The organism is Methylobacterium sp. Leaf117 (assembly GCF_001422985.1).
Classification (GTDB): Bacteria; Pseudomonadota; Alphaproteobacteria; order Rhizobiales; family Beijerinckiaceae; genus Methylobacterium.
The window spans coordinates 1-13007 of the sequence record NZ_LMNL01000038.1 but is presented as its reverse complement, the minus strand read 5'-3'; the positions used below and the strand labels follow the sequence as shown (position 1 = coordinate 13007).

13 protein-coding genes are annotated in these 13007 nt (G+C 66.8%); 7 read left to right on the top strand and 6 right to left on the bottom strand.

Annotated elements, in window-relative coordinates; all coding sequences use genetic code 11:
• Positions 1–42: 42 nt before the first annotated feature.
• The 4 genes from ASF57_RS22170 (at position 43) to ASF57_RS22160 (ending at position 4128) form a co-directional block, all read left to right on the top strand.
• The gene (locus tag ASF57_RS22170) at positions 43–2370 is read left to right on the top strand and encodes a PAS domain S-box protein (RefSeq protein WP_082504303.1); all 2328 of its coding nucleotides are present in this window, start codon (positions 43–45) and stop codon (positions 2368–2370) included.
• A gap of 88 nt (positions 2371–2458) precedes the next feature.
• Positions 2459–3280: a heme ABC transporter permease gene (locus ASF57_RS22165; RefSeq protein WP_056183605.1), complete on the top strand. Its 822-nt coding sequence runs from the start codon at positions 2459–2461 to the stop codon at positions 3278–3280.
• A 63-nt stretch (positions 3281–3343) separates the two neighbouring features.
• Positions 3344–3520, top strand: a complete 177-nt coding sequence (gene ccmD / locus ASF57_RS25095) for a heme exporter protein CcmD (RefSeq protein ID WP_082504301.1) — start codon at positions 3344–3346, stop codon at positions 3518–3520.
• A complete protein-coding gene (locus ASF57_RS22160; protein ID WP_056487583.1) occupies positions 3517–4128 on the top strand; it encodes a DsbE family thiol:disulfide interchange protein in 612 nt (203 codons plus the stop codon). Before ccmD ends, ASF57_RS22160 begins: the two co-directional genes overlap by 4 nt.
• Positions 4129–4165: 37 nt before the next feature.
• Here the strand turns inward: ASF57_RS22160 and ASF57_RS22155 are convergent, their stop codons facing one another.
• Positions 4166–4882: a Crp/Fnr family transcriptional regulator gene (locus ASF57_RS22155; protein ID WP_056487579.1), complete on the bottom strand. Its 717-nt coding sequence runs from the start codon at positions 4880–4882 to the stop codon at positions 4166–4168.
• 870 nt (positions 4883–5752) lie between these two features.
• On the opposite strand from ASF57_RS22155, the gene ASF57_RS22150 reads away from it, so the two are divergent.
• Positions 5753–6298 (top strand): Crp/Fnr family transcriptional regulator, encoded by a 546-nt coding sequence (locus tag ASF57_RS22150; protein WP_056487577.1) that lies wholly within the window; start codon positions 5753–5755, stop codon positions 6296–6298.
• Between the two features lie 10 nt (positions 6299–6308).
• Here the strand turns inward: ASF57_RS22150 and ASF57_RS22145 are convergent, their stop codons facing one another.
• Both ASF57_RS22145 and ftsY read right to left on the bottom strand, forming a co-directional pair.
• Entirely contained in the window at positions 6309–6926 is a 618-nt protein-coding gene (locus ASF57_RS22145; protein ID WP_056183647.1) for a septation protein A, read from the bottom strand.
• Between the two features lie 58 nt (positions 6927–6984).
• The gene (gene ftsY / locus ASF57_RS22140) at positions 6985–8460 is read right to left on the bottom strand and encodes a signal recognition particle-docking protein FtsY (RefSeq protein WP_056487575.1); all 1476 of its coding nucleotides are present in this window, start codon (positions 8458–8460) and stop codon (positions 6985–6987) included.
• Positions 8461–8501: 41 nt separating this feature from the next.
• On the opposite strand from ftsY, the gene ASF57_RS22135 reads away from it, so the two are divergent.
• Complete coding sequence (locus ASF57_RS22135) at positions 8502–9203, top strand: RluA family pseudouridine synthase (RefSeq protein WP_056183595.1); 702 nt, start codon at positions 8502–8504, stop codon at positions 9201–9203.
• Between the two features lie 36 nt (positions 9204–9239).
• Here the strand turns inward: ASF57_RS22135 and mtaB are convergent, their stop codons facing one another.
• Complete coding sequence (gene mtaB, locus ASF57_RS22130) at positions 9240–10499, bottom strand: tRNA (N(6)-L-threonylcarbamoyladenosine(37)-C(2))-methylthiotransferase MtaB (RefSeq protein ID WP_056487572.1); 1260 nt, start codon at positions 10497–10499, stop codon at positions 9240–9242.
• A gap of 1 nt (position 10500) precedes the next feature.
• A complete protein-coding gene (gene dapF / locus ASF57_RS22125) occupies positions 10501–11394 on the bottom strand; it encodes a diaminopimelate epimerase (RefSeq protein WP_056183591.1) in 894 nt (297 codons plus the stop codon).
• Between the two features lie 249 nt (positions 11395–11643).
• On the opposite strand from dapF, the gene ASF57_RS22120 reads away from it, so the two are divergent.
• The gene (locus ASF57_RS22120) at positions 11644–12378 is read left to right on the top strand and encodes a GyrI-like domain-containing protein (RefSeq protein ID WP_056487569.1); all 735 of its coding nucleotides are present in this window, start codon (positions 11644–11646) and stop codon (positions 12376–12378) included.
• A gap of 7 nt (positions 12379–12385) precedes the next feature.
• On the opposite strand, the gene ASF57_RS22115 is transcribed toward ASF57_RS22120, so the two are convergent.
• Complete coding sequence (locus tag ASF57_RS22115) at positions 12386–12898, bottom strand: methylated-DNA--[protein]-cysteine S-methyltransferase (RefSeq protein ID WP_056487567.1); 513 nt, start codon at positions 12896–12898, stop codon at positions 12386–12388.
• Between the last annotated feature and the right edge of the window lie 109 nt (positions 12899–13007).

Sequence of the window (13007 nt, the reverse complement as noted above, 5' to 3'; positions counted from 1 at the left end):
CCCCTCCCCGCCTCGAGATCCCGAATCCCCGCCCCTTTCCCGATGAAGAAGCGCGCTGCCCCCACGCTGCCCGGCCAGCCCCCGGAGGCGCCGTCCCCGACCAACGGGGGCGGTCTCCTGCCCGGCGCGCTCGACCGCGCCGACGAGACGCTGTGTCTCAGACTGGCGGTCGAGTCGGCCGGCATCGGCATCTTCGATCACGACCTAGCCACGCAGAGCCTCCGCTGGGACGCCCGGATCCGGGACCTGTTCGGCTTGGCAGCGGAGGACCCCGTCACCTATCGGGAGACCTTCCTGAACGCGCTGGCCCCCGAGGATCGTGCGGCCGTGGAGTCGGCGATGCGGGGTGCCCTCGACCCGGACGGTGCCGGGACGTTCGACTGCGAGTTCCGTGTCGCGACCTCGACGCGACCGCTTTGGATATCGGCGCGCGGCCGACGCGTCCCGGGGGCCGACCGATCGGTCCGTCTCGTCGGCACGATGCGCGACATCACCGATGCCAAACGCGCCGAAATCGCGCTGCGCACCACCGAGGAGCGCTACCGTCTCGCCGCCCGCGCCACCAACGACGCGATCTGGGACTGGGATCTCGCCACCGACACCGTCCAGTGGAACGAGGCGCTTACCACCGCCTACGGCTGGGCGCCGGATCAGATCGAGCCCACCGGCGCCTGGTGGCTCGGCCGCCTTCATCCCGACGACCGCGCCGCTGTCGAAGCCGACATCCGGGCCGCCATCGCGGGCGGCGCCGAGGCCTGGAACCACGATTACCGCTTCTTGCGCGCCGACGGCACCTACGCCGACGTGCTCGACCGCGGCTACGTCGTCCGCGACGCGGCCGGCCAGCCGATCCGGATGATCGGAGCGATGCTCGACCTGACCGCGCGCAACCGCGCCGCCGCCCAGTTCCGGGCTGTGTTCCAGGGCGCCAATATCGGAATCGTCCAGTTCGATCCCCGCACCGTCCGCGCCTTCGCGGTCAATGCCAAGCTCTGCGAGATCTGGGGCGCGCCGGAATCCGAGATCCTCGGGCAGTCCCTCGCGCGCTGGACGCCACCGGAGGACGACGACGCCCGGGTCGCCCTGCACGAGCGCCTCTCCACCGGTCAAACCCTGCAACTCCGCCTGGAGAAGCGCTACCGTCGCATGGACGGAACCATCATCTGGGCACGGGTCAACCTCGTGTCCCAGCGCCTCGGCGACGATGTCCACGCCACCGCGATGATCGAGGACATCACCGAGGAGAAGCGGGCCGATGCCCGCCGCGAGGCCTTGATCGCGCTCAGCGACCGCCTGCGTGAGATGCAGACCCACGCCGACGTGGTGACGACCACGGCCGAGAGCCTGGGCCGCACGCTCGGCGTCACCCGCGCCGGTTACGCCCAGGTCGATCCCGGCGGTCAGATCGCCGCGTTCAACCCCGACTGGACCGCCGAGGCACAGGACGATCCGACCCGTGCCCTCGGTCTACCGACGCCGTCCCGGTCGACCCTGGCCGCGAGCATCGAGCGCCTGGCGCGGGGCGACGTCATCAGTGTCGGCGACATCGTGGCGACGCCGGATCGCGTCGACGATCCGGAGGGCTATGCCCGGCTCGGCATGCGTGCCGTGATCAAGGTACCGGTTCTCCGGCGCGGCCGTCTGGTGGGTATCCTCTACGTCCTCGACCGGCAGGTCCGCGACTGGAGTGCGGGAGAGATCACTTTCGCGCGCGAGGTGGCCGAACGCGCCTGGGGCGGCCTGACCCGGATCGAGGCCGACGAGCAGCAGCGCACCCTCAACCGGGAACTCAGCCATCGTCTGAAGAACACTCTGGCCATGGTCCAGGCGATCGCCTCGCAGACCCTGCGCAACGTCACCGACATGGATGCGGCCAAGGAGGCGCTGGCCGCCCGCCTCATCGCCCTGGGCAAGGCGCACGACATCCTGCTCGCCGGGGTGCATGAGAGCGCCGACATGGAGGCGGTGATGCGCGGTGCGCTCGCGATCCACGATGACCGTCAGCCCGGGCGTTTCGACTTTGTGGGCCCTTCGATTCTGCTCGGATCGAAGGCAGCCCTGTCGCTGGCGCTGATGCTGCACGAACTGGCCACCAACGCAGCCAAGTACGGTGCTCTTTCGCTCCCCGACGGTCGAGTCAGCCTCGCCTGGACGATCGAGGAGGCGGATGGTGGCCCAACCGTTCGATTGGCCTGGTCGGAAGTGAACGGGCCACGGGTGACGCCACCCCTGCAGAAGGGTTTCGGCTCGCGCCTGATCGAGCGCGGCCTCGTCGGTGCCGTCGGCGGCACCATCAGCCTCGACTATGCGCCTGCGGGCTTGATCTGCTGCGTGGTGGCACCGCTGGCTGGCTTCCAGGCGAATGGGTAAGCACGCGGACAGACCGAGGCGAGACGGGCCGCCTGCGCGTAACCCCCACATTGCCGCCGCACCGCACCCTGGGGTAGAGGGCGCAACCATGTGGAATCGCCTCGCTCATCCCGGTCACTTCCTGCGCTGGACGCAACCCGTGATGCCCTGGCTCGCCGGGGTCTCAGGATTGCTCCTGATCGTCGGTCTGTCGCTCACGTGGTTCGTCGTCCCGCCCGATTATCAGCAGGGCGAGACTGTGCGGATCATGTACATCCACGTGCCGGCAGCCTGGCTCGGCGTCTTCTTCTACGGCGCGATGGCGGTGTCCGCGATCGGAACCCTGGTCTGGCGCCACCCTCTGGCGGATGTGGCCCAGCGCGCCGCTGCGCCGATCGGGGCGGCGTTCACCCTCATCTGTCTCGTGACGGGGTCTCTCTGGGGCAAGCCCATGTGGGGCACCTATTGGGTCTGGGATGCGCGTCTGACCTCAATGCTCGTGCTGTTCCTGATCTATTGCGGGATCATCGCGCTTTGGCGGACGATCGAGGATCCGAACCGGGCCGCACGCGCGATCGCCATTCTCACCCTGGTCGGCGCCGTGAATCTGCCGATCATCAAATTCTCGGTGAATTGGTGGTCGACGCTTCACCAGCCCGCATCGATCATGCGCATGGGTGGCTCATCGATCGATCCGAGCATGCTCTATCCCCTGCTCGAAATGATTTTGGCCTTCACGGTGCTCGGGGTGACCCTGCACCTCTCTGCCATGCGCACCGAGATCCTGCGCCGCCGGGTTCGTGCCCTGACCCTGCGCGAGGCGGAGCAGCTTGATGCGGGGATGTCCACCGGAACCGCCGCCTCGGTCGCGCCTGGACGCAGCATTCCCCTGAGTCAGGCGCCAGTCGGGCGCGTGGCGCAAGGCCTGTGAGGACGGTGCAGGTCCTCACGAACAGGTCGGATTTCCTGCAACGCTGATGGTGAAGTTTCGATCATGAACGTTGGACCGCATGCCGGTTACATTTTCGCCGCCTATGCCTTCACGGCTCTGGTGATCGGCACCTTGATTGCGCGCGCTCGACGGGATCACACTGCCCAGAAGCGGGCCCTTGCGCGTTTTCAGGATGGGTCGCAGGGGGGATCGCAGGACGGGGTGGGAGTGCGCCCATGAGCCCGATCGACCCTGCCACGCATCGGGCGGAGCCCGCGCGCCGCTCGCTTTTGGTGATCCTGCCCCTCGTCACCTTCGCGGTCCTGGCCGCGATCTTTTTCCTGCGTCTGCGCTCGGGCGCGGACCCCGCAGCGATTCCGTCCGCGTTGATCGGTAAGCCGGCCCCGGAATTCGTTCTTCCCGGTCTGCCAGGTCTGGCCACCAACGGAGCTTCAATCCCTGGCGTGTCTCGCGCCGACCTTCTGGGCAACGTTACCGTCGTCAATTTCTGGGCATCCTGGTGCGCCCCCTGTCAGGTCGAGCACCCGCAACTGATGCGGCTCGCACGCGAGCCGGGCGTGCACCTGGTGGGCATCGCCTACAAGGATACGCCCGAGAACGGCCGCCGCTTCCTGACCCGGAACGGCATACCGTTCCAGGCCGTGGGGTTGGATATGGAAGGGCGCACTGGGATCGATTTCGGCGTCTATGGCGTGCCCGAGACGTTCATCATCGGGCCTGACGGCACGATCCGTGACAAACTCGTGGGCATCCTCACACCGGAGAGTTATGCCGGCGTGCTCGACAAGATCCGGGCCGCCGGAACTGCGCCGGCGCCGTCTCGCTGACCCGATAGAGCCGCGGACGAATCGGGCACCGGAACGCTCAGCGTCCAGTGCGGATCAGGCGCCCATATTCGATCTCCGGCACGCCGTAGCTGTCTCCCGCCGCGGTCTTCAGCTTCTCCCGATCCAAGACCTGGATGTGCGAGCGCCGGGCCTTGATCATGCCGCCCCCCTCGAGGCTGTGGATCGCCGTCGTGACGCCAGGCCGCCGCACGCCGAGCATCGTCGAGAGGAATTCATGGGTGACGGGAAACTCGTCCCCATCGACCCGATCGTGGCACATCAGCAGCCAGCGCGCGAGGCGCTCCTCCAGGGTATGGCTGCCGTTGGAGAGGGCCGTGCCGGCGGTCTGCAGATGGGCCACGTAGGCGTAGTTCGCGAAGGTGCGTCGCAGGTTCGGCCGTTCCTCGATCAGGGTCCGGAAACTTGCGGCATCGATCCGCAAGGCCTCGCCCTCGATCTGCACGAAGGTCTCATGCGGTGTTCGGTCGACATCGAGCAGTAACGGGACCCCGACCATACCCTCGCGTCCGGTGATGCATACCTCGATTCGGCGCCCTTCCGGAGTGGCGGCAATCTCCGAGGCGATCCCGGCTTCCAGGAAATACACGTGGGTGATCGTCTTGTTGCCGGCGATCAGGATATCCCGCCGGCCGAGCATCACGCTCTCGGCGACAGCCTGAACGGCCCCATAATCATCACCACCCAGGATGCTGAGGAGCTGGTTTCGGACATATCGCTGAGACGGCACCGGCATGAAACGTAGCGGCTCGATAGAGCAGCCATCGAACGTTTTGCTGCTCGGGATGAGGGATGGATGTCCCTCATAGCTGGATCGGGGTGTGAAGGAACCGCACAGTCCGGGGTCTGTACTATGTCGTACAATCTCTGGCTCTGGACCTTGTCTGCGCTGGGGCCCCACAGTCCGCTATCGTACGTGAAAACAGAGACATCCGTGTCGGATCTCACCTGCTCTTTTAGCGAGCGCGAAGGAGTCGTCCTCTCCTGAAGCGCGGCGCTTCAGGTCGTGCGCCTCCCCGATGTCGGCGTCGCGTTTCGCGATCTGGTTCCGCTCATGGTCCGAGCCCACAAGCCCCTTGTTCGTCGCTTTATAAGCCCGGGTCACGTCTACTGCTGAAGGCCATCACCGTTGTGGCCGTGACTACCAAGTCTCACCGAAAGCCGGCACACAATCCCCGCGAGTGAACTTGCGGAGAAGCTGTGGCCGGCGATCGCGGCGAAAAATCGACGAAAATCGACAATACTTAGGCTATTTCGATCTTACGGTTGTAATTCATCTTGTAATATCGAAGTTTGTCTGAAATCGGACAAAAATATAAGTCCACGTTCTCTTCCCTGTGTTAAATTCGTGTGCCATGTCCACTGCGTTCCCTGAAATGAATTCAGGTTGCGGGTGACCTTGCGTTTGCACTCCCGCCTATCGAGTGCCGGAGTTGTGACGTCGTTCATCGTTCAATCTGAGGTCCGTAACCGCCTCCTTCGCGCATTGCCGCCGCTTGAGTTCGAGCGTCTTCAATCGCATTTCGTCCGGTGCTCGCTCGATCAGGGTGCCGTCCTCGAGGCACCTGGTGTCACGATCCGCGCTGCGCATTTCCCGGAACCTGGCATGATCTCCGTCGTCGCGCACGGCGCGGATGGAACCCAGGCGGAAGCCGGCATCGTCGGGCCGGAGGGCATGACTGGCATCACCCTGCTGAACGGCGTCGATGCCTCGCCCCATACGGCTCTGGTTCAGGTGCCGTGCCGAGCCCTGCGGATCGAAGCGGATGTCCTCCGGGGCGTGCTGGCTGAGAGCCGACCCCTGCATGATTACCTGTTGCGGTATGCCCAGGCCTTCGCGGTGCAGCTGGCTCAGGCCGGTCTCTGCAATGCCCATTTCACCATTGAGCAACGCCTCGCGCGCTGGCTTCTGATGTGCCACGACCGTGCCGATCGTGAGGATCTGCCGCTGACCCACGAGATGCTCTCGCTGATGCTCGGCGTGCGACGGGCGGGGGTGACCACCGGTCTGCGCGTGCTCGAACTCACCGGGGCCCTGAAGACACGGCGCGGCGGCGTCGACATCAGGGACCGCACGGCGCTGCTGGAGATTGCCGGGGCTTCCTATGGGGTTCCCGAACTCGAATATACCCGAATCCTAGGAATCCCCTGATGGGGTCCGGTCAGACCGGGTCTGCGCCGGGCTCCTTGCGCTCGTAGCGCATCAAGAGGGGCGTCTGGGCCAATGCGAAGACAATGGTCAGCGGCATGATGCCGAACACCTTGAAGCTCACCCAGAAATCCTCCGTCTGGGTTCGCCACACCACCTCGTTCAGGACCGCCAGTACCAGGAAGAATACGCCCCATCGGAAGGTGAGCTTGCGCCAGCCATCCTCGGTCAGGGTGAACATCGAATCGAGCACGACCGACAGCAGGGATTTTCCGAACGCGAGACCGCCGAGCAGCACGAGACCGAACAGCGTGTTCACGATGGTGGGCTTCATCATGATGAAGGTCTTGTCCTGCAGCGCCAGAGTCAGGCCGCCGAACACCACCACCACGACGCCCGAGACGAGCGGCATGATGGGAAGCCTCCGCATCAACGCGTAGTGGATTGCCAGCGCCACCACGGTCGCGGCGATGAAGACTCCGGTGGCCACGAACAGCTTCTGGTCGGGGTGAACGCCGAGGCGCTCGGCATAGGCATTGCCGAAGAAGAAGACCATCAGCGGCCCAAGCTCGAGCGCGAGCTTGAGCAGGGGCGGAAGATGGCGGCGCGGGGGAATGGCTTCGATCTGCATGGTGTCCATATCTATAGCAGTCCCGGCCGTTGTGGGCTGTGACGTGGCGCTCGGTCGCCTAAATGGCGTCGAGCCCGGCGATGGCGCGGGCGAAATCCCGGGCCTCGAAGGGCTCGAGATCTTCAACGCCCTCGCCGACCCCGATGAAGTGGACGGGGAGGCCGAACTTGGCCGCGAGCGCGACCAGGATGCCGCCGCGCGCGGTGCCGTCGAGCTTCGTCATGACGAGGCCTGTGACGTTGGCGGCCTTCGAGAACAGCTCGACTTGGCTTAGCGCGTTCTGACCCACGGTGGCGTCGAGGACGAGGAGGACGGCGTGGGGGGCCTCCGGGTCGATCTTGCGGATCACCCGCAGGATTTTCTCCAGTTCCGCCATCAGGCCGGCCTTGTTCTGGAGCCGTCCGGCGGTGTCGATCAGCAGTACGTCGGTGCCCTGTGCCCTGGCAGCCTCATAGGCATCGAAGGCGAGGCCTGCCGCGTCCGCGCCCTGGGCCCTGGCGATCACGGGGGTCTGCGTGCGCTGCCCCCAGACCTTGAGCTGCTCGATCGCCGCGGCCCGGAACGTGTCGCCCGCGGCCAACATGAGGGAATGACCTTCCGCCTTCAGCTTCATCGCGAGCTTGCCGATGGTGGTGGTCTTGCCGGCTCCATTCACCCCGATCATCAGGATCACGAAGGGCTTCTTCGTGGTGTCGATGCTGAACGGGATGGCCACGGGGGTGAGCGCCCGCTCGACTTCGGTTGCGAGGATCTCGCGCACCGCATCCGGTGAGATGCCTTTCTCGTAACGGCCCTTGCCCACGGCCTCGGAGATCCGCATGGCGGTCTCGATACCGAAATCAGCCTGGATCAGGGCGTCTTCCAGTTCTTCCAGCGTATCGGCATCGAGCTTGCGCTTGGTGAACAGGCCGGTCACGCGCTCGGTCAGCGCGGAGGACGTGCGCTTCATGCCTCCGGTCAAGCGGCTCCACCACCCGCGCTTGGGCTCCTCCGCAGCCGCGTCCGGCTCGGGCATGAAGATCTGGGTCGCGACTTCCGGCTCAAGCTTCAGATCCGGTACCTGCACTGGCTCGGACGGAAGGTCCGGTGCCTGCGCGGGCTCGGGTGCAAACGCCTGGGTCGTCGTATCGGCGGCCTCGGCACCCCGGTTCGGGTCGTCACCGGCCGTACCGGCGGGGGGACGCTCCTCGGCACCCTCCACCGGCTGCAGGTCGGCTCCTTCGAGTTCGTCAGGCACCGCGTTCTTGTCCGGCGTCCCTGTGCCGGGCTCGTTCGGCGGCGGTGGCACGTGGGACACATCCGTCGCGGCGGTGGCGAAGTCCGGCTGTCCTTCGGAGAACGAGGCTGGGGATTCGGGTGGGGGGGCTACGGGTGCGACGACAGGCTCAGGCGCCGGTTGTGGAGCGGGCGCCAGAGTCCCTGCCGAAGTCGGCTTCGGGTCCGGCGGCTGAACTGGTACCGGTGCTGGACGCGGCTCCTCCTTGGTGCCGAACATCTTGCGCAGCAGCCAGCCCGGCCTCTTGTCTTCGCTCATTCCCGCTTGCTCCCCGGACCCGGCATGGTTAGCGCAGGGCTATGTCCCCAGCCGATGCCCTCGTAACAGACATAGGCGCGCGCCTCCTCTACCGCGATGCCCTGGTGCTCGTCATCGACAAGCCGGCGGGTTTGCCCGTTCATCCCGGGCCGAAGGGGGGCGAAACCCTCACCGACCATCTCGATGCCCTGCGCTTCGGCCTGCCCCGACGGCCTGAGGCCGCGCATCGGCTCGACCGGGACACCTCCGGCTGCCTCGCGCTCGGACGCCATGCCAAGGCGCTGGCGCGCCTGAACAAGCTGTTCGCCGCGAGCGGCACCGTCGAGAAGACCTACTGGGCCCTCGTGGAGGGAGGGCCATCCGACCAGTCGGGTACGATCGATCTGCCACTTGCACGCCGCTCCGACGATCCGCGCTCCTGGTGGATGAAAGCCGATCCGGCGGGTGATCCTTCCCTGACGCGCTACACCGTTCTGGGGCGCGGCGATGGCCTGACCTGGCTCGCCCTCTCGCCGGTCACCGGCCGGACGCATCAGCTTCGCGTCCATTGCGCGGCGATGGGCTATCCGATCCTCGGCGACCCAATCTATGGCGCCGGCCCCCGCAGCGGCGGTCCCGGGCTGCAGCTGCATGCCCGGGCCCTGCGCCTTCCGCTATACCCGAAGAAGCCGCCGATCACGGTGGAAGCGCCGGTGCCCGGGCCTATGCGCTCGAGGCTGGAGACGTGCGGCTACGCGCAGTGAACGGCGGCGCCCGACTGGGGCATCGACGCTCACCCTTCAGGACGCGATGAGCACCCGTCCGTCGTGCCCCGTGATCGTCACATCGAGAAACCGGCCCGCCGGTGTGTCGGACGACAGGCGGACGGGGGTAAACCCCTCGGTCCGCGCGATCCCACCGCGCTCGGTGAGCACCCGGTGGGTGCGCCCGACCTCGCTGGCGAGATGGACCGCCAGGGCGGCTGCGCCTGCCTCTCGCAGGCGGGCCGCGCGCTCCCGGACGATGTCATCCGGCACCGGCGGCATTCGGGCCGCCGGTGTCCCGGGGCGGGCCGAGTACGGAAAGACGTGCAGATGGGTCAGCCCGCACGCGTCCACGAGGTCGAGGGAGCGGGCGAACTGTGCTTCGGTTTCGGTCGGAAAGCCCGCGATCAGGTCAGCGCCGAACACCGCTCCCGGCCGTAATCGCCGCACGGCGTCGCAGAACCGGATCGCGTCGGCACGGGCGTGGCGACGCTTCATCCGCTTCAGGATGAGGTCGTCGCCGGCCTGAAGGGAGAGGTGGAAATGCGGCATCAGCCGCGCTTCGCCCGCAATCGCCTCCATCAGCGCATCATCGACCTCGATGGAATCGATGGAGGAGAGACGGAGCCGGCCGAGATCCGGGACCTGTGCGAGGATAGCCTGAACCAGTCGGCCCAGGCTCGGGGTTGCGTCGAGGTCTCGGCCATAGGCCGTGAGATCAACGCCGGTGAGCACCACTTCGCGGCCGCCGGCCGCGACGATGCGGACGACTTGGTCGATGACGTCGGAGATCGGGACGGAGCGCGAGTTTCCGCGCCCGAAAGGAATGATGCAGAAGGTGCAGCGATGGTCGCAGCCGTTCTGGACGGGCACGAAGGCGCGGGTCTGCCCGGCAATGCCGGCGATCCGGGTGGAGTTCGCCCGGCGCACCGACATGATGTCGTCGACCTCGATCCGTTCCGTCGAAGTCCGTTCCGCCGGCCACGCAAGTAAGCCCCAGGTCTCGGCGCGACTCTTCGCATCGTTGCCGACGAGACGTGCGACCTCGGGCATCGCCGCGTAGGCGGCGGTCTCGACTTGCGCGCCGCAGCCGGTGACAATGATCTCCGCGCCGGGACGCTCGCGAGCGAGGCGGCGAATGGCCTTTCGCGATTGGCGCCCGGCTTCGGCCGTCACCGCGCAGGTGTTGACGATGACGAGGTCGCGGTGCATCGCAGCCGCCTCCGCATGCTCGCGCATCACCTGCGATTCGACGGTGTTGAGGCGGCATCCGAAGGTCAGGGTTTCCACCGCCATCTCAGGCGGCGTCCACGTGCGAAAACAGCTCGGGCGGGAAGGTGCCGTCCCATTCGAGAGCCACGGGTCCGGTCATCAGGACGTGATCATCGGCGCGCCACTCGATGACCAGGTCGCCGCCCGGCAGGCTTACTGTGGCGCCGCGGCCGATCATGCGCAGGCGCGAAGCCGCCACCACGGTGGCGCAGGCGGCCGTGCCGCAGGCGAGCGTCAACCCGGCCCCGCGCTCCCAGACCCGCAGCTTGATCCGATCCGACCCGCGGACCTGCGCCACCGAGATGTTGGCGCGCTCCGGGAAGATGGGGTGGTTCTCCAGCATCGGGCCGATCCGGGCGAGATCGTAGCTGTCGGGGTCGTGCTCCACGAAGAAGATCGCGTGCGGGTTGCCCATGTTGACGACGCTCGGCGAGTGCAGGACCGGATCGTCGATCGGCCCGATCTGCAGCTCGATCCGCCGCGTATCCTGGAACGGTTCGGCGAGCGGGATCTCGTTCCAAGCCAGTTTCGGCCGACCCATGTCGACGGTGAAGGAGCGCTCGGCAACGCGCTTGACGCCCACCAACCCGCCTTGCGTCTCCAAGAGCAGCCGACCGCTCTCCGCCGGGCGCGCCATGGCCGGATCATCGAACATGGCGTAGGCGACGCAGCGGGTGCCATTGCCGCAGGCACCGGATTCCGATCCGTCCGTGTTGTAGATGCGCAGGGACGCGTCTGTGCCGGGGGTGCGGGCATCATGAATGACCATGAGCTGATCGAAGGCCGATCGCGGATGCTCCGCGATCGCGCGCGCCTCCCCGGGAGCGACCTGCGTGGAGGCTCCGCGCAGATCCAGCACCACGATCCGGTTGCCGGCTCCATGCATCTTCAGGAACCGTCGATGGGCGAGCTCGCTCATGCCGCCTAGTCTCTTTCGTCTGTCTTCCGGTGTCTTCAACGCCCCAGGGCTATAGGGCAAAGCGCGCCCGCACGCACGGGGGCCGGCGCCAGAGCTGCGTTGCAGAAGCGCCGCGCCCTGCAGGCTTCGTGCGTCGCGACACCCATGATCTCTCGCCGATTGCTCCTGTCGCCACTAGGTTCCTGACCTCGGAGTCGCGTCGCCGATCCGACGTCATCCGCGCCCCAGCGACGTTCCGGAGCCCTCGCCTTGACCCGCACACGTTCCAAGTCGCGTTCGACGCTGCTGGCCCGCACGCTCGCCGGGTGCCTCGCGCTCTCGGTTGCTGATGCTGCCGCACCTGCTCTTGCTCAGTCACCGCCGCCGGCCGCAACGAACCCGCTGCCGACGACCACCAATCCCGATCCGAAGACGCCGGGAACGGCCGATATCCCGGTCCCCGCCCAGGCGGGTGCTGCTCCCTCCGCCACCCCGCCGGCTGCGGGACGCGAGACACTGGTCGCGACGCCCGGCGACGCCAACGACGTCGACGAGGTCTCGCTACCGGCCAAGCCGGCCGCCATCCTGGCGGGCCGGGCCAAGTGGGAGGAGGCGGTGCCGAGCCTGAAGGCCGCTTTCCAGCGGATCGAAGCCGATCTAGCCAAGGCCGGCATTCGGCCGGTGGGCCGGCCGATCGCCGTCTTCGCCAAGACCGACGATGACGGTTTCCAGTACGACGCGATGATCCCGATCGCCGCAATGCCGGACCCGAAGCCGGCCGAAACCGACGGCCTGCGCTTCGGCACCACGCCGAGCGGCAAGGCCCTGCGCTTCCCGCACAAGGGCTCCTACGACGAGATCGACGGCACCTACGAGACTCTGACGGCCTATCTCGATGCCAAGGACGTGGTGGTGCAGGATAGGTTCATCGAGGAATACGTCACCGATCTCAATGACAAGGCGGACGAGAAGCTGGACGTGAACATCTACGCCCTGCCGAAATAGGCGGGTGTCAGAGTCGACCTATCTGCTCCAGCTGCGTGCGACCGTGGCCGCGTTCGAGTGCCAGCAGGAAGCGCTTGGTATCGAGGCCGCCGGCAAAGCCAGTCAGGGCGCCGCCTGCACCGATGACCCGATGGCAGGGCACCACGATGGGCAAGGGATTGGCGCCGTTGGCCGCGCCGACGGCCCGGCTGGCACGCGGACGGCCGATCCGTTGGGCGAGTTCGCCGTAGGAGATCGTCTCGCCCGGCGGAATTTCGGTGAGGGCCCGCCAGACATCGAGCTGAAACGGCGTACCGCGCGGAGCGAGTTCCACCTCGAACCGTGTGAGGCACCCACCGAAATAGGCACCCAGCTGGGCGCGCACATCCGGGAAGGCTGCATCGTCCCGTCGCCAGTCGGAACCCACTGTCACAGCGCCTTTGCCGGCGGGGAAACCGATGCAGGCGAGGCGTCCGTCCGCACCCACGAGGACGAGGGTGCCGATGGGGCTGGGCAGGGTTGTGTAGCGCATTCGGGACATGGCCCCTCCTAGGGTGTGAACCGAACCAAGACGTTGCGAGAGTTCTGGTTTTGTGATTCAGAGCCGCCGTTTGCAGCATGGAGGCGGCGATGGTGGACCTGTTCTGGCT